The organism is Gracilibacillus halotolerans, assembly GCF_014206945.1.
Lineage (GTDB): Bacteria > Bacillota > Bacilli > Bacillales > Amphibacillaceae > Gracilibacillus > Gracilibacillus halotolerans.
Genome location: NZ_JACHON010000001.1, coordinates 310026 through 327126, shown reverse-complemented (window position 1 = coordinate 327126; position 17101 = coordinate 310026). Strand labels below are relative to the sequence as shown.

The 17101-nt window shown below is 35.9% G+C and carries 15 protein-coding genes; 4 read left to right on the top strand and 11 right to left on the bottom strand.

Annotated features, from left to right (window positions below; all coding sequences use genetic code 11):
• Positions 1 to 29: 29 nt before the first annotated feature.
• From parC to GGQ92_RS01570, 3 genes are all read right to left on the bottom strand, one after another.
• Complete coding sequence (parC, locus tag GGQ92_RS01580; RefSeq protein WP_184243881.1) at positions 30 to 2480, bottom strand: DNA topoisomerase IV subunit A; 2451 nt, start codon at positions 2478 to 2480, stop codon at positions 30 to 32.
• Positions 2481 to 2498: 18 nt separating this feature from the next.
• On the bottom strand, positions 2499 to 4451 hold the full coding sequence (gene parE, locus GGQ92_RS01575) for a DNA topoisomerase IV subunit B (RefSeq protein WP_184243879.1): 1953 nt from the start codon (positions 4449 to 4451) through the stop codon (positions 2499 to 2501).
• 236 nt (positions 4452 to 4687) lie between these two features.
• Positions 4688 to 5092 (bottom strand): CoA-binding protein, encoded by a 405-nt coding sequence (locus tag GGQ92_RS01570; RefSeq protein ID WP_184243877.1) that lies wholly within the window; start codon positions 5090 to 5092, stop codon positions 4688 to 4690.
• Between the two features lie 285 nt (positions 5093 to 5377).
• Here GGQ92_RS01570 and plsY point away from each other — a divergent pair, with 285 nt between their 5' ends.
• The 3 genes from plsY (at position 5378) to yidD (ending at position 7201) form a co-directional block, all read left to right on the top strand.
• Positions 5378 to 5962 carry a glycerol-3-phosphate 1-O-acyltransferase PlsY gene (plsY, locus tag GGQ92_RS01565; protein ID WP_184243875.1) on the top strand — a complete coding sequence of 195 codons (585 nt, stop codon included), beginning with the start codon at positions 5378 to 5380 and terminating at the stop codon, positions 5960 to 5962.
• 79 nt (positions 5963 to 6041) lie between these two features.
• Positions 6042 to 6965, top strand: a complete 924-nt coding sequence (gene folE2 / locus GGQ92_RS01560) for a GTP cyclohydrolase FolE2 (protein WP_184243873.1) — start codon at positions 6042 to 6044, stop codon at positions 6963 to 6965.
• Between the two features lie 11 nt (positions 6966 to 6976).
• Complete coding sequence (gene yidD, locus GGQ92_RS01555; RefSeq protein WP_184243871.1) at positions 6977 to 7201, top strand: membrane protein insertion efficiency factor YidD; 225 nt, start codon at positions 6977 to 6979, stop codon at positions 7199 to 7201.
• Positions 7202 to 7239: 38 nt separating this feature from the next.
• Here the strand turns inward: yidD and GGQ92_RS01550 are convergent, their stop codons facing one another.
• The 6 genes from GGQ92_RS01550 to GGQ92_RS01525 form a co-directional block, all read right to left on the bottom strand.
• Positions 7240 to 7539 carry a hypothetical protein gene (locus tag GGQ92_RS01550; RefSeq protein ID WP_184243869.1) on the bottom strand — a complete coding sequence of 100 codons (300 nt, stop codon included), beginning with the start codon at positions 7537 to 7539 and terminating at the stop codon, positions 7240 to 7242.
• Positions 7540 to 7965, bottom strand: coding sequence for an acyl-CoA thioesterase (locus GGQ92_RS01545; protein ID WP_184243867.1), 426 nt, complete (start codon positions 7963 to 7965; stop codon positions 7540 to 7542). It lies immediately after the preceding gene.
• Positions 7962 to 10241: an AAA family ATPase gene (locus GGQ92_RS01540; RefSeq protein WP_184243864.1), complete on the bottom strand. Its 2280-nt coding sequence runs from the start codon at positions 10239 to 10241 to the stop codon at positions 7962 to 7964. The genes GGQ92_RS01545 and GGQ92_RS01540 overlap by 4 nt, the downstream gene beginning before the upstream one ends.
• 34 nt (positions 10242 to 10275) lie before the next feature.
• Complete coding sequence (locus tag GGQ92_RS01535) at positions 10276 to 10866, bottom strand: TlpA family protein disulfide reductase (RefSeq protein WP_184243862.1); 591 nt, start codon at positions 10864 to 10866, stop codon at positions 10276 to 10278.
• Between the two features lie 178 nt (positions 10867 to 11044).
• Positions 11045 to 13750 (bottom strand): aconitate hydratase AcnA, encoded by a 2706-nt coding sequence (gene acnA / locus GGQ92_RS01530; protein ID WP_184243860.1) that lies wholly within the window; start codon positions 13748 to 13750, stop codon positions 11045 to 11047.
• A gap of 248 nt (positions 13751 to 13998) precedes the next feature.
• Positions 13999 to 15072, bottom strand: coding sequence for an ATP-binding protein (locus GGQ92_RS01525; protein ID WP_246383860.1), 1074 nt, complete (start codon positions 15070 to 15072; stop codon positions 13999 to 14001).
• Positions 15073 to 15304: 232 nt separating this feature from the next.
• Between GGQ92_RS01525 and GGQ92_RS01520 the strand changes: the two genes are divergently transcribed.
• Positions 15305 to 15790 carry a DUF2621 domain-containing protein gene (locus tag GGQ92_RS01520; protein WP_184243858.1) on the top strand — a complete coding sequence of 162 codons (486 nt, stop codon included), beginning with the start codon at positions 15305 to 15307 and terminating at the stop codon, positions 15788 to 15790.
• A gap of 69 nt (positions 15791 to 15859) precedes the next feature.
• On the opposite strand, the gene GGQ92_RS01515 is transcribed toward GGQ92_RS01520, so the two are convergent.
• Together GGQ92_RS01515 and GGQ92_RS01510 are read right to left on the bottom strand one after the other, a co-directional pair.
• The gene (locus GGQ92_RS01515; protein WP_184243855.1) at positions 15860 to 16291 is read right to left on the bottom strand and encodes a Na(+)/H(+) antiporter subunit B; all 432 of its coding nucleotides are present in this window, start codon (positions 16289 to 16291) and stop codon (positions 15860 to 15862) included.
• Between the two features lie 13 nt (positions 16292 to 16304).
• Positions 16305 to 17009, bottom strand: coding sequence for a cytochrome c biogenesis protein CcdA (locus GGQ92_RS01510; protein ID WP_184243854.1), 705 nt, complete (start codon positions 17007 to 17009; stop codon positions 16305 to 16307).
• Positions 17010 to 17101 lie beyond the last annotated feature (92 nt).

Here is a 17101-nt window from a genome sequence, read left to right as displayed (position 1 = left end):
CGGTTACTGGGTTCTCAACTAAAATTGAGTTACTCTTCTCGTTCGAATGGCTGAAGTAACGATACTGCCGGATACATGGCTATCACTTCACCTGTATGATCGGTATCTGCAATATAAGAGCCATTGCTATAGCGATCGCTTATAGGAAGTTCAAGTGGCATTACCGTAAGCTGTTCATTTTGCTCTGTAATTAGAAGGTATGACGTATCCTGTTTAATTCGTTGAAGTCCCTTCAGTTCGTGTGGCTTAGCTTTTAATGTACGTAAGATTAAAGTTCCTTTTTTAGCTCGAGATGATTTTTCAATCGCTTGAACCGACATCCGCTTACATGCTCCTCGTTGTGTCGCAATAAATAATTGGACGTCTTGTTCAAGTTCATCAAACATTACGGCGTTTACTACATACTCATCTTCTTTTAATTGAATTGACTTCACACCAGCTGCACGCTGACCAACTGGTGTAACCTCTGACTCATGGTACCATAGACCGTAGCCCTTATTTGTTGCAATAAAGATGTCATGATTTCCATCACTTAGATAGACGTTTACTAGTTCATCTTCTTTCTTTAAGTTAACCGCTATAAGTGGTCGCGTAAAACGTTGAGATTGATATAAATCAACAGTACTTCGCTTAATCATCCCTTTTTTGGTGAAGAAGGTGAAATACTTATCATTAGAGAACTCGCGAATCGGAATAGCATCAACAATTATTTCGTCTTTATCAATTGCTGAAATGTTGGATAAATGTTGTCCTAAATCCTTCCACCTTATATCTGGTAATTGATAAACTGGCATTGGTACAAATCTACCATGATTCGTAAACAATAATACATGATCCGTCGTGTTTAATTCCAGAAGACGTAATAAATGATCGTCGTCTTTTCGCATAAAGTCTTCCATACTAGATGCACCGTAGGACCTTAAACTTGTTCGCTTAACATATCCATGTTCTGTTACGGAGACAATAACATCCTCACTAGGGATTGTAACTTCTACATTGATTTTTAATTCTTCTATTTTTTCTTCAATTTTCGTGAAACGCTCCGTTGTATATTTTTTCTTCATTTCACGTAAATCTTTTTTAATTACTTGTAGTAATTTTTTTTCGTCATCTAAGATTGCTCGATATTCGTTGATTGCCTGATTAAGCTCTCTAGCTTCCTTCTCCAACTCCGTTATATCTGTATTTGTTAAACGGTACAATTGGAGCATTACAATCGCTTCTGCCTGTTCTTCTGTAAAACCAAATCTATCCTTAATACGTTCTTTCGCATTTTGTTTATCACTTGAAGCCCGAATTAACTGGATTAGTTCATCTAAAACAGATACTGCCTTAATTAACCCTTCCACAATATGAGCTCTTTTTTCTGCTTTTTGTAAATCAAATGCCGTTTTCTTAGTAACAACTTCTTTCTGATGATTAATATAAGAGTCTAATAAGTCCACTAAACCTAATAATTTCGGTGTTTTATCTTTAATTGCCACCATATTAAAATTATACGTAATTTGTAAGTCAGTATTCTTATATAAATAATGAAGGACACCTTGACTATCAGCGTCTTTTTTTAATTCAATAACAATACGCAAGCCTGTTCTATCTGACTCATCACGGACTTCTGCAATCCCTTCAACCTTACGATCAATTCGAAGTTCGTCGAAACGTTTTACTAACAAAGCCTTGTTTACATCATACGGGATTTGATCAATAACAATCTGTTCCCGATTTCCTCTCATTGATTCGATGGTTGCATTTCCACGAAGTATTACTTTTCCTTTACCTGTTTCATAAGCCTTCTTTAAACCTTCATACCCTTGAACAATACCGCCAGTTGGGAAATCCGGTCCTTTTAAAATAGTCAATAACTTCTCTAAAGAAACATTTGGGTTGTTTAAGCGCTCGATTACCGCATCAATTACCTCATCCAGATTATGGGGAGGTATCTCTGTTGCGTATCCTGCGCTTATTCCGGTTGCTCCATTAATTAATAAGTTAGGAACTCGCGCCGGCATCACGACTGGTTCATCTGTTGTATCATCAAAGTTAGGTATATAATCTACCGTTTCTTTATCGATATCACGAATTAATTCTGATGCTACTGCTGATAGACGAGCTTCCGTGTAACGCATAGCAGCAGGTGGATCACCATCAATACTTCCGTTATTTCCGTGCATTTCAATAAGAGGCTCTCTTACTTTCCATGTTTGGCTTAGTCGTACCATCGCTTCATAGACAGATGAATCTCCATGTGGATGATAATTACCTATAACTGTACCAACTGTTTTGGCTGATTTTCGATATGCTTTATCGTGGGTGTTTTTTTCTACATGCATAGCGTAAAGAATTCGTCGCTGTACAGGTTTTAATCCATCTCTTGCATCAGGTAGCGCACGCTCCTGAATAATGTATTTACTATATCGTCCAAAGCGATCACCCATTACTTCTTCTAATGGGAGATCTAAATACTTTTCTCCTGTTGCCAAAAGTATTCCTCCTACCTATTATAATTGAATGTTTTCATTATCAATAATACTCTCGTCTTCCTCTAAACCAAATTGAACATTGGATTCTATCCATTTCCTTCTCGGTTCTACTTTATCTCCCATAAGAGTGGTAACTCTTCTTTCAGCTCGAGCGATATCATCGATTGTTACACGAATAAGTGTACGAGTTTCCGGATTCATCGTTGTGTCCCAAAGCTGATCAGCATTCATCTCCCCTAAACCTTTGTAACGCTGAAGCGTATAGCCTGTTTTCCATTTTTTTGTGATTCGTTGCATTTCTTCATCGCTCCAAGCATATTCCAATTGTGCTTTAGCGCCTTTTCCTTTGGTTATCTTATATAAAGGGGGTAATGCAATGAATACTTTGCCTGATTCGATTAATGGTCTCATGTAACGATAAAAGAATGTTAGTAGTAATACTTGAATGTGTGCCCCGTCTGTATCTGCATCCGTCATAATAATAACTTTATTATATTGTATGTCGTCGAGAGAAAACTCCGTTCCGACTCCACCACCAATAGTATGAATAATCGTTGATATTTCTTCATTCTTTAATATGTCAACAAGCTTTGCCTTCTCAGTATTAATTACTTTACCACGTAATGGTAATACAGCCTGAAAGCGTCTATCTCTACCCTGCTTTGCGGAACCTCCGGCAGAGTCTCCCTCCACAAGATAAATTTCATTTTTTTGTGGATTTCTTGACTGTGCAGGCGTGAGCTTACCACTTAATAAGGCATCTTTTCTCTTTTTCTTTTTACCACTTCTCGCTTCTTCTCTTGCTCTTCTAGCAGCAAGTCTTGCTTCCTTTGCTTTAATAGCCTTCTTTATAAGCATTGAAGCAAAATCAGAATTCTCCTCTAGGAAATATAGTAAATGTTCGGAAACAATCGCATCCGCGACAGATCTTGCTTCGGACGTGCCAAGTTTACCTTTTGTTTGACCTTCGAATTGTAATTTACCTTCTGGTATTCGCATTGATATGACGGCTGTCAAACCTTCACGAATATCATTTCCTTCTAAGTTTTTATCCTTTTCCTTTAACAGACTAACTTTTCTAGCATATTCGTTTACTACCCTTGTAATAGCAGCTTTTACCCCAGATTCATGAGTTCCTCCATCCTTTGTTCGAACATTGTTTACAAAGGAAAGGATGTTTTCTGCGTATCCATCGTTATATTGAAAGGCAAATTCCAGTTCCATGTCTTGATTCGTTCCCTCAAAAAAGGAAACTGGATGTAACGTATCTTTCTCTTCATTTAAGTAGTCAACGAATTGTTTTAAACCTTCTGGATAAACATAAACTTCCTCTACGGTTTCTGATTTACGCTGATCGACTAACTCAATTGTAATACCTTTTAACAAATATGCTGCTTCCCGAAGACGTTCAGAAAGAATTTCAAACTGAAATTGATCTGTCGAAAAGATGCTTCGGTCTGGCTTGAAAGTAATACTTGTACCTGTTTTTCTCGTTTTCCCTTTTTTCTCTAGTGTTGTAACTGGTTTCCCACCATTTTCGAAGCGTTGATAAAAAACATGACCGTCACGTTCGATTGTCACTTCTAACCATTCTGACAATGCGTTTACTACTGACGCTCCTACACCATGCAGTCCCCCGCTTGTTTTATAACCACTTTGTCCGAATTTTCCACCTGCGTGCAACACAGTGAGGATAACTTCAGGAGTAGGGCGACCAGTTGGATGCATACCTGTTGGCATTCCACGTCCTTCATCCTTAATCGTAACACTGTTATCAGAATGTAAAATGACTTGGATTTTTTCTCCATATCCAGACAGCGCTTCATCAACGGAGTTGTCTAGTATTTCAAAGACTAAATGATGCAACCCTCTCGCATCTGTACTACCTATATACATTCCAGGTCTTTTTCTAACTGCTTCCAAACCTTCTAGAACTTGAATGGAATCATCTGTATATCTATTGTCTACCATCTTCATCCGATCCTTTCTAAACGCGAGCCTTACCAACAAAGAGAACTAGCTATACAGTATACGTTACTATAGATAGATGCTCTTTACTGTTAGTGGCATCTTAAATATTCTATTTTAGCCTTTTTTTAGCCTAATCATAGGATTTTCTCTTATATATAATATAGAACGTGCGTTCTTATAAGTAAAGTATAAATAAAATTATGATAAGATTGATAGCTATTTCACTATCAAATAAATTACATTAAAACCGCATGGGCAACTTTAATACATTGATTCATTATTACCTTCTTTCCAACCTCTGTTAATGTTTCATAAGCTTTATTGTTTTGGACACCCTGTTGCATCCAAACATATGGTATATCCGTTTTCGCTAAATTTTGTGCTAATTCCTCTACATACTCTGAACGTCTAAAAACATTAACTAGATCAATTTGTTCTGGAACATCATGTATGGTCGCATATGCTTTTTCACCTAACGATTCATTAATATGGGGATTCACTGGAACAATTTTGTAGCCTTCTTTTTGCATTGCTTTTGCTATTTGGTAAGATGTTCGGTTAGGATTATCTGATAATCCAACAACTGCAATGGTTTTCGAGTTTTTAAGCATTTCTATCATAAGGCTTTTTTCATCTGCCATAAATATACTACATCCTTTCTGATATATTATATAGAATTAGTTAGCACAGAGTTAAACTATAAAGTGATGACTTATTTCGATATTCTCCTCATGATAATTTAGTCGGTCCCTATTTCCCTATAGCCTATTAGATTCACTAGCTTATTTGTATCTTCGTTTTCTCATTATACACGAAATAAGGAAAGAAGTTCATGCAATTGGAAAAATACTTAACCGATGATACTCTTTTTTTACTGTTCATGTTAAAATAAGAATTCAAATCAAGTATAGATAAGGGTGTTTATTATGGACTATGTAATATTTGGACTAATAGCGTATTTATTAGGATCGATACCAACTGGCCTTATAGTAGGAAAAGTAGGCTATAAAAAAGATATTAGAAATCATGGAAGCGGCAACTTAGGAGCTACGAATACATTTAGAGTTTTAGGATTTAAAGCTGGAATCATCGTAACAGTAGTTGATATACTCAAAGGTACTTTAGCTGCAGCTTTACCTGTTCTCTTTGGTGCTGATCATGTATACCCGTTAGCTGTTGGTATTTTTGCCGTGATCGGTCATATGTTTCCAATCTTTGCGAAATTTAAAGGTGGTAAAGCTGTCGCGACTTCTGCGGGCGTAATTTTAGGTGTTAATCCATTCTTATTTCTCATTATGATTGCTACATTTCTAGTGATTTTATACCTATCCAAATACGTTTCACTAGCATCGATGTTGACAGGTATTGTGACCATTATTGTAACCATTATTCAAAGAGAATTAGGCCTATTTATCGTTACTTCTATTCTAACTATCTTTGTCATCTATCGTCATACAGCGAACATAAAACGAATTATAAATAAAACAGAACCAAAGATTAAATGGATGTAATAATCTTTTTGTAAGCATTTTGTTGTATTATCAGCTTGTGATTAAGTATACTTTGAAATAGTTAGAAAGGAGTCACACCATGGTACAGATAGATAGAAAAAAACTTCCTTCTAAGGAAGAAAGGCATAAATTATTTGGCTCCGTTGAACCAGGTGAGCGTACGAAGCCAACAGAAAAAAAAGATATGTCAGACCTTCAAAACGTAAAGAAGGATTTTTTATTTAAAATAGATCAAGTTGGGATAGCTAATGTGAAACATCCTATACAAATAGAGAGTGGCCTAGTGCCTAAGCAACAAACAACTATCGGAAATTTCGAGATGACATCCTCGATTAAACAGAATCATAAAGGTACTAATATGAGTAGATTTACTGAGTTACTTCATGAGTATAGTAATGGACATGCCTTCCCCATTTCTATCAGTAAATTAAAATTGTTTATGAAACACCTGACAGATAAACTAGAACAAAACGATGTGAAGATTAGCGTAACCTTTCCATGGTTTTTCGAACGAAAAGGACCTGCCAGTGGTTTACCAGGCATGAATTATGCAAATGCAACAATTGAGGCTTCTTATGATGTAGAAAATGGATACACATTTTATGTAACATTAGATGGAGCTATTACGACACTCTGTCCTTGCTCGAAGGAAATAAGTGAATATAGCGCTCATAATCAAAGAGGTAATGTCTCTATTAGGGTGTTACTGAATCAACAGTACGATGAGCAAGCCTCAGATTGGAAAGCAGATTTATTAGAAGCTGCCGAAAGTAATGCGAGTGCTAGAATTCATCCTGTTTTAAAGAGACCAGATGAAAAGATGGTCACAGAACAGGCATATGAAAACCCTCGATTTGTGGAAGATATCGTACGATTAGTTGCAGCTGATCTTTATGAAATGGAATATGTAGATCAATTTACAGTTACTTGCCAAAATGAAGAGTCTATACATCTACATGATGCCTTTGCAAAAATAACCTACGATAAAAGAGAAGACCAGTAAGGGGTTAACCAATGAAAACAGTAGCGATTGGACTAATTAAAGGTTATCAAAAGTTTATTAGTCCCTTGTTTCCGCCAAGTTGTCGTTTTTATCCGACTTGCTCACAATATAGTCTACAATGCTTTCGTGAGTTTTCTTTTCCAAAAGCAACTTATTTAACGATAAAACGCCTTTTGAAATGTCATCCGTTTCACCCTGGTGGTATCGACCCTATACCAAATAAAGACAAATCTTGAAAGCACGGAGCTATGATTATCCGTGCTTTTCTAGTGTTTTATAAACGAAACTTATTAATTTGCTCCCATTGATTTTCTTTCATTAATACTTCTTTTTGAAGATCACCGAATAAATCGAAGTGAGGATACTTAGGATCCATATGAATCCACTCTCTTCTTAAACCATACCGCTTTCCCCACTCCACTAATTTCTTTTGATTACTACAACCAACTTTGGTGACAGTTTTACACCCTGGAAAACGATCATCTAACCAGTAATGCGTTAAAAATGCAATTTCTCCGTTCTGTACTTCTTTTTTCCACTTTACTAATGTCTCTCTAGTAATTCCAAATGCCATTTAATCTTCAACCTTTTCATAAGCTTTTAAATAGGCTTCATGCCAATTCGGAAATCTTTTCTTTAATGATAAAGGTCGGAACCGATCTTTTTGTACGATAACATGCTCTGTCGTACCAGTAACTGCTACTATGTCATCCTCATCCACAATTTGATAACCATAAGTAGTTCGGATACCATTATAACCCTCTATCCATGTTTCAACATACGCCTGTTGACCATATCGAATTGGTTGCTTAAAATGAACATCTGCATGGATAACAGGGGATACCACACCTTCTTCTTCCATCTCATGGTATTGAAATCCAAGAGCCTCCACAAAGGCAGTTCGACCTATCTCAAACCAAATCAAATAATTAGCATGATATACTACCCCCATTTGGTCTGTTTCAGAATATCTTACTTTTATTGGAGTTTTTGTTCTCATTTTCTCTTCCCCCTAATCGACTTCCACGCAAGCTCAATGTCTTCCCTAGTTAAAATAGTTATTTTATCTAATTCCGTATTATCCATTTGAATTCGGAATGCTTGATATTGTGCAGCTTCATTAATAAGGTTTACCACAAATCGACCATTACCTGCTACTGACTCTTCTTCATACTGTTTTTTCAAATAATCAAGAGCCTCATCTTCCAAGTGATACTTATAATTATCCACATAAAATCTTGTCATCTCTAATAATTCTTTCGCTGTATAATCTTGAAAGTGGAAATATTTTTTAAATCTAGATTCTAACCCTGGGTTACTACTTATAAATTCTTCCATTTCATTCTTATAACCTGCAAGAATTATAACTAAATTTTCGTTATGCTTTGTCATTTCGTCAACTATAGTATCGATGGCTTCTTTTCCAAAATCTTTTTGTCCACGATTTAACGCATATGCCTCATCTATAAATAGCACACCACCAAGCGCCTCTCGTATTTTATTTCGAGTTTTAATAGCAGTTTGCCCAACATATCCTGCCACTAGATCTGTTCGAGAAGCAATTACTAAATGACCTCTTTTTAATAATCCACACTGCTTTAATATTTGCGCAAAAATCTTGGCTACCGTTGTTTTTCCTGTCCCTGGGTTACCTGAAAAAACAGAATGCAATTGAATTGGAATAGAAGGTAACCCTCTAACTTTTCTTTCTTGTTGAACGGTCACAAAGGCAGATAGCTTTTTTACCTCTTCTTTAATCTCTGACAAACCAATTAGTTCATCCAATTGTTCATTTGGATTTTTATCTGTGTTTGGTTCATCTAATTTTTCGATATCAGATAAAGATATCCTCATGTGGTCTAACCAATCCCCTTGCATTGGAATGTTTTTAGACGCACCAATATGAAAAATTACTTTTAACACAAGGTCATTTACAGTTCGCGCATTTCCAAATGAGTCATCTACTCTTGCTTTCTCTATTAAGGACTTAAATCTTTCGCGTGCTTTGGTGGTAAAGTAATAATCATTTCTAAGCGCAGCATCTTCCGCTATAATCATTAGCTCTTCATCATTAAAATTAGGTAATTCAATAAAATTACTATCTGGAAATCTGCTTCGTAATCCTTGATTAGACCATAGGAAATGACGCATTTCCTCCGGATATCCAGCAATGATCAATGCGAATTTTCCTTGATATTCTTGGCTTGTCATAGCAGAAACTATCGTATCAATGACTGCTTGACCATAATCATTTCCTGTTTGATCTTCTCGCTTTAAATTGTATGCTTCGTCAATAAATAGAACTCCGCCAATTGCTTTCTTAATGTAATTTAGCGTATTTTCTTCTGTTTGCCCCATAAACGAACCAATCAATTGGGAGCGGGTTACTTCAATGACCTGATTTGTATCTAGTAAACCTAATTGATAATAGATATCTGCTAACAAACGAGCAATTGTTGTTTTACCTGTACCTGGATTTCCTGTGATGACCATATTTAGCCCTTGTTCGTCTATCATTTGAAATCCTTTTTCTTTTCGCTTTTTTTGGTATTTTAAATAATGATAATATTGGTGAATAAACTGCTTTACGTCGACAAGCCCTATCATCTCATCTAATTGTTCAATTGGATCTTTCTCTTGTTCTTCTTTAATAAAACTCGGTAAATATTCATGGAACATTATGATTAAACTTTTCAATTTATCAATCATTTCATTATATATAGCCATATCATGACCTGATCTTCGTTGTTCCAATAAGAATATAACTTCATTCAATATTTTTTTTGTTTGGTCTATCACATGTAACAATTCATCATATACTTTTGTTAATTTGTCCTCTGTAAGAGTACCCTCATCTGATACATCAGCTCGTAATTCACTAATTTCATTTAGGAATGCTTTTGCTTTTTTTAATTTTACTGGATCAAAATCAGTTTCACGTATATAGTACTGATTAAAATCCAACTCCTCTAATTCCGTATAGAAAGAAAAATACTTTTTAACTGAGAGAAGTTGACGTGCTACATCAGGTAGTTCTTCATCAATGTAGGATGCCAAGTACGAAATGAAAACGTCTTCCGAGACATCACGTTTCATCCGATGATAGATTAATACACTATATAAATAGACTTGATCATAGACAGATATTTCTTCTTTTTGTTCATTAATCTCGTCTAATAATCGTAACGCACCTATTTCGGTAAAAGGAGGCTCTTTCTCAATGGATTTCCATTGATGTAATATTTCTCTGTTTTTACCCCATTCATTGTGCTCCATTTTTTGTCGACCTCCTTATCTCTTTATTACTATATTATTTAGTATGTTCTTCTACAATATCAACCATTTGCTCGTATTTAAGAGCACCATCCACTCTTTTAACAATTTCATGTGTTTCTGTATCCACGAAAAAAGAAACCGGTAGATTTATTAATTTGAGATGGTCATATACCTCGCCTTTTTTATCCAGAAGAATTTCGAATGAAAATTGATGTTCTGTTTGATAGTCTTGGACCTTATTTTCGCTCGTTTCTGTGTTCGTTACATTTATCGCAAATACATCTATTTGTTCGCTTTTTTCCTGGTGAAGTTGATCAAGGTCAGGCATTTCTTCTTTACAAGGAGGACACCATGTTGCCCAAAAATTAATCAGCACTATAGGTTTAGAACTATCATAAATCGATACTATATCCCCTTCTAAGTTAGATAACTCAATATCAAACATAGTGTCGCCCTCTTTCCACCTATTAGCATTAGGAGGGGAAATTGCGACTCCTTCTACTGATGTATCACCAGTTACATCCACGACATTATAATTTTCTTCCTTATTCCAATCTATTTGGTTCCATGCAACGATCCCTACAAGAATAAGAATGACTGCAATGGAAAGTATGTTTCGCCACATTAAGCATACGCCCTTTATGAAATTATTCCGCTCTATTACCTTATTATAAAGGATATGTAGAAACAGGTCTAACAAGGAGAATTTTTGGGGTTGTTTAGGGAGAATGTTAAGTAGACGCATAATTATTTTTAAATAAACAAAAAACCCCGGCTTTTCAATAACCGAGGCTTTAATATACTTAATTAGCTAATTTATTACGTAAAACCATTTGTAGGATTCCACCGTGGCGGTAGTAATCAATTTCTACTTCACTCTCAAATCGAGCAATAGCATCGAATTCCGTAACGTTACCTGCTTCATCTGTAGCAGTAACTTTAACAATATCACGTGGCTTAACAGATTCATCGATTTGAACTTCAAATGTTTCTTTTCCTGTTAATCCTAATGAATCGGCACTGTCACCGTCTTTAAACTGTAGAGGTAGTACACCCATCATAACTAAGTTAGAACGGTGAATACGCTCGAAGCTCTGTGCAATAACTGTTCGAATACCAAGTAAATTCGTACCTTTTGCTGCCCAGTCACGTGAACTTCCCATTCCATAGTCGTTACCAGCCAATACTACTAAACCTACGTTATCCTCTTGATACTTCATAGCAGCATCATAGATTGGCATAACTTCTTCAGTCGGCCAGTAAGTAGTATATCCACCTTCTGTACCTGGAGCTAACTGGTTTTTAATACGAATGTTAGCAAATGTACCACGCATCATCACTTCATGGTTACCACGACGAGAACCATACGAGTTAAAATTACGTGGAGAAACATCTTTCTCCTGAAGATACTTACCTGCTGGCATATCCTTTGCAATTGCCCCAGCTGGTGAGATGTGATCCGTTGTAACAGAGTCGCCGAACTTTCCAATAGCACGTAACGCATGTAATGGTTCTACTTTACCTGCATCTTTAGAAAGATTCTCGAAGAATGGTGGATTCTGAATATATGTAGAATCCTCATTCCATTCATATAACGGTTCGTCTGTTGTCTGGATTGCATTCCATTTATCGTTAGAATCGAACACATTTTCATATTCTTTTCGGAACAGTTCAGGCGTTACTACTTTAGCTACTTCTGCACGTATTTCTTCAAAAGTAGGCCAGATATCATCGAAATAAACATCGTTTCCGTCTTTATCCTTACCTAATGGTTCCTTTTTCAAGTCTGTATCTACTGTACCTGCAAGTGCATAAGCAACTACTAACGGTGGAGATGCTAAATAGTTCGCTTTTACAAGTGGGTGAATACGTCCTTCAAAGTTACGGTTACCTGATAAAACAGAAGCCACTGTTAAATCGTTATCGGCGATAGCTTGCTCTATTTCTTCACGTAGTGGTCCTGAGTTTCCAATACATGTTGTACAGCCATATCCTACTAAGTTAAATCCTAATTCGTTTAGGTATGGCATTAATCCTGCATCTTCTAAATAACGAGTAACAACCTTAGAACCAGGTGCTAGAGATGTCTTTACGTAGGATGGTACCTCAAGACCTTTCTCTACCGCCTTTTTAGCTAGTAGACCTGCGCCAAGCATAACATACGGGTTGGAAGTGTTTGTACAAGATGTAATAGCTGCAATCGCTACTGCACCTGTTTTCATTACAGACTTTCTTCCATCTCCATGGTCTACTTCTACTTCTTTTTTGAATTCTGATTTATCTAAACCAAAACCTTGGTTTCCAGCAGGTGCTGTAACCGCGTCGTTGAAAGATTTTTTCATATCAGATAGCAAAATTAAATCCTGTGGACGCTTTGGACCTGATAAACTTGGCTCAAGCTCTGATAAATTAATCTCAACTAATTCAGTAAATTCTGGATCTGCTAATTCCGGAGAATACCATAAATCATTCTCTTTACAATATTTTTCTACTAGAGCAATTTGCTCTTCACTACGACCTGTTAAGCGAAGGTAATTAATCGCTTCAGCATCGACCGGGAAGAAACCACAAGTAGCTCCATATTCAGGTGCCATGTTAGAAATAGTTGCTCGATCCGCTAATGGCATATCTTTTAGTCCAGGACCAAAGAATTCAACGAATTTACCAACTACTTTCTTTTCACGAAGCACTTGAGTAACTTTTAAAGCTAAGTCTGTTGCAGTTGTTCCACCTGGAAGACTACCAGTAAATTTCACACCAATAACATCTGGTTGAGGGAAGTAAGATGGTTGTCCTAGCATTCCTGCTTCTGCTTCAATACCTCCAACACCCCATCCAAGAACGCCAATACCGTTAATCATGGTCGTATGGGAGTCTGTACCTACTAAAGTATCTGGATATGCTTCAATTTCTCCATTGTCATTTTCCATAGCGTGAACAACATTAGCAAGGTACTCTAGGTTCACCTGGTGAACAATCCCTGTTGCTGGTGGTACTGCTCGATAATTATCAAAAGCTTTTTGTGCCCAATTAAGGAATTCATAACGCTCTGCATTACGCTTAAACTCGAGCTCCATGTTTACACGGAGAGCATCTTTTGTACCATATTGATCAACTTGTACAGAATGGTCAATTACAAGGTCTACAGGAACTTCAGGGTTAATTTTTTCTGGGGACCCTCCTAAATCAACCATTGCCTTTCTTAATGACGCTAAGTCTACAACTGCCGGCACCCCAGTAAAATCCTGTAAGATGACACGGGAAGGTTTGAATGGAACATCTTCATTTCCGCCTTTACCCCAGTTAGCAAGACTTTTTACATGATTTTCATTAATCACATGTCCATCATACTGTCGGACGAGTGATTCTAATAGCACACGAATAGAGTAAGGTAAGCGACTGATTTTTCCTAAGCCGGCTTCCTCTAATGCGCGTAACTGATAGTAATGATACGTTTTACCATTCAGTTCGAATTGTTTTTTTGCATCAAATGCATTCTGATTCGACATTGTTTCGTGTTACCCCCTTAAATAAGTTCGACCGTTTCTTAGATTACACTGTCTCTTATACTATTAAAATAGTACACACTCTATTATTTTAAATGAAATCGGTTTATAAGTAAAATAATTCAACCATTTTAATTAAGGTGAATACGATTCTGAACACAGAGAAGTGGTACTTTTTACAGGTGTATAATTATGTAATAATTTCAAAAGTATGTTTAAAAGTTTGTTACTTCTCTAATAGTTTGTGAATCTTACTGGCTTCTAGGAAGTTCGATCGTGAAGACGCTTCCTCTACCTATATCGGACTTTATCGATAACTTACCGCGATGTGATTCAATTATTTGGTTCGATATCATTAGTCCGAGCCCAGTACCATTCTTTTTTGTGGTGAAGAATGGTTCTTTTAATTTATGGATTAAATGATGCGGTATACCCGGCCCCTCATCCCGTATATGGACAAATGAACGTTCATCTTTCGCGTCTACTATTATTTCGATTTTTCCACCAGAATCCATCTCTTCAATCGCATTTTTAATCAAGTTTATGAACACTTGCTTTAGCTGTGACTTGTCACAATATACCTTAACTTCTTCTAATATATCTAGTTGAATATCAATATTATATAAGTTAGCTTGTGTGTTTAATAGAGTTACGACATCACTCAGCATAATACTCATGAATTCTTCGTCTTTTTCATCTGTCATAGGCTTCGAAATGAATAAAAGTTCAGAAGTAATCGTATTAATTTTTTCTAACTCTTCCATCATGATTTTATAATAAGCATCTTTATTATTAATCCCTGCTTGTAGCAACTGTATAAACCCTTTTAATGATGTTAATGGATTTCTAATTTCATGTGCTATTCCAGCGGCTAGTTGTCCTGCGATTGACATTTTTTCGGATCGAATTAACATTTCCTCTGCTTGCTTCTTATCCGAAATATCTTTTGCGATGGAAAGAACACAAAGTCTACCTTCCCATTCAATAAATAGAACAGACGTTTCAAAAATTATATATCTTCCATGTTCATTACGTAAATGTATAAAGAATTTCTGCGTTTCATTACTATTTTGGTTAATGTTGGCGGTTAGATGTTGCCAATCATCACGCAGAATAAAACGGAATGCCAATTTGCCTACCGCTTTCTCCTTCGTATACCCCAACACTTTTTCGATAGATTTAGAAACATAGATAATCCTCCCACTTAGTTCACTTAAGCATATTAAGTCATATCCATTTCGTTCAACATGCTCCAGTAATTGTTCAGGAAAATCTGCAATGGACAGCATTTTTCTCTCTATACTTGTTCCTGACTCATTGAACAAAAAATACACCTCACTTTCCAACAAAAGTATTCTACATTTAGCTCCATGAGATTATAACAAAACCGGATAGTTAAGAAAAAAGTCAGTTTATGCTATAATTAGTTCACTTACTATATAGTTATGAGAATTTTGGAAAACCATGACTGTAAATTTGATTCATGATTATATTACTATACTTTTCCTAAAAATAAAATGATAGATATTGAATAAAGGATTTGGAGAGTGTTACGACATGGCATTTAATTTTATGACAATGATTGTGGTATGGACATTTATCCTCCTTGGCTTACTAGCAATCGGCGGGTATTTTATGTTTCGTAAATTCTTGAAAAGTTTACCTAAAGAAGATGGGAAATCCGATTTAGATTGGGAAAAATATTATATAGAAAGAACGAAGCATTTATGGAATGAACAAGAGAAGGATTTTTTAGAAGAATTGGTATCACCTGTTCCGGAACTGTTTCGGGACGTTGCACGTCAAAAAATAGCAGGAAAAATTGGTGAACTAGCTCTTGAGAATAAAGCGAACAAAATTACTCGAGATACAGTAATTCAAGGTTATATTATCGCAACACCTAAACGTGATCATCGCTTTTTAATTAAAAAGCTAAAGGAAAAAGGGATTCCTATTAAGCCTTATGAACCGTATTTCAAGTTGTCTCCTGAAGGGTATCGAAATCGAACCAATTTGTTGAGAAAAAAAGAAGTAACAAAATAAGACTCAAACATAAAAGTAGCGAAGCGGATAAATCTACGCTTCGCTACTTTTATAATTTCAATATTCGTGTTAGTTACGATCTCGTGAAATAGTTAAAATAATCGTCATCGTTACACCGATAACTGTTAAATATACCCCTAAATCAAAAAATAAAGCAGTGGCTAACTCAACTTCACCAAAAATAGGTAAGTTAACATACGTAAATGTATGGCTTAAAAATGGTTGATTAAAGACAAAAGACCCTATTCCTGTTAAGACAGCGATGGCTAATCCAATAATGATTAATAATTTAAAATCAATTGGCAGCACTTTATTAACTGTTTTTTCTCCATAAGCCATATACATTAATAGAATTGCTGCAGAAGTCATTAACCCCCCAACAAAGCCCCCACCTGGCTCATTATGCCCTGCGAAGAACAAATGGACTGCAAACCCAAATAAAATAAAAGAAATAAGAACTGTAAATGTCTTTAAAATTAAGTCATTTGTTTTTACGTGCATTTTTACACCTCCGTTAGAAACCTTTAAATCCAAATAGTCCAGATAAGTATGATGTTAACATAGTCATTAAGTCAAAGAACAGGAAGAAGCCCATAAATATCATAACATATCCGCCTATTTTAACCATTTTAGCAGAATTTCGTCTTATCCATTGTAGTTTTCCTACAAAAAATGCTAATACAAAGAATGGAACCGAAAATCCTAGCGCATAGGCAGACATTAAAATAGCGCCACTTTCAGGGTTGTTGGCTGCTAATCCGATAACTGCCATTAAAATAGGTCCAGTACATGGGGTCCATCCTAATGAAAATGCCATACCTATAAGTAGTGAACCAAAAAACCCTGCAGGTCTGTTCTTAATATGGAATTTCTTTTCTCGCATTAAAAATTTAAAATTAAGTGCTCCTATAATGACTAAACCGAAGAAAATAATGAGAATCGCTCCAACTTGACGAATAAGGTCATCCCAATCTTTTAAGAATTGTCCAAAAACCGTTGTGGAAAAACCTAAAAGTATAAATATACTCGAGAAGCCAATTAGGAACATAAGTGTATGTATGATACTTTTCGTATTAAACATTCCTTTGTCTTCTTTTATATCATTAACACTCATACCAGTAATATACGAAAGAAATGCAGGATACAAAGGGAGCACACATGGGGAAATAAATGATAAAAATCCCGCTCCAAATGCTGCAAAAATACTAATTTCACCCACTATTTATCCTCTCCGCTCTTCTATAACTCTCTATTCCATCATAAAGGTCTGACTACAGTTTCGCAAGTAATCGATTTCGAACGTTTTGTTAC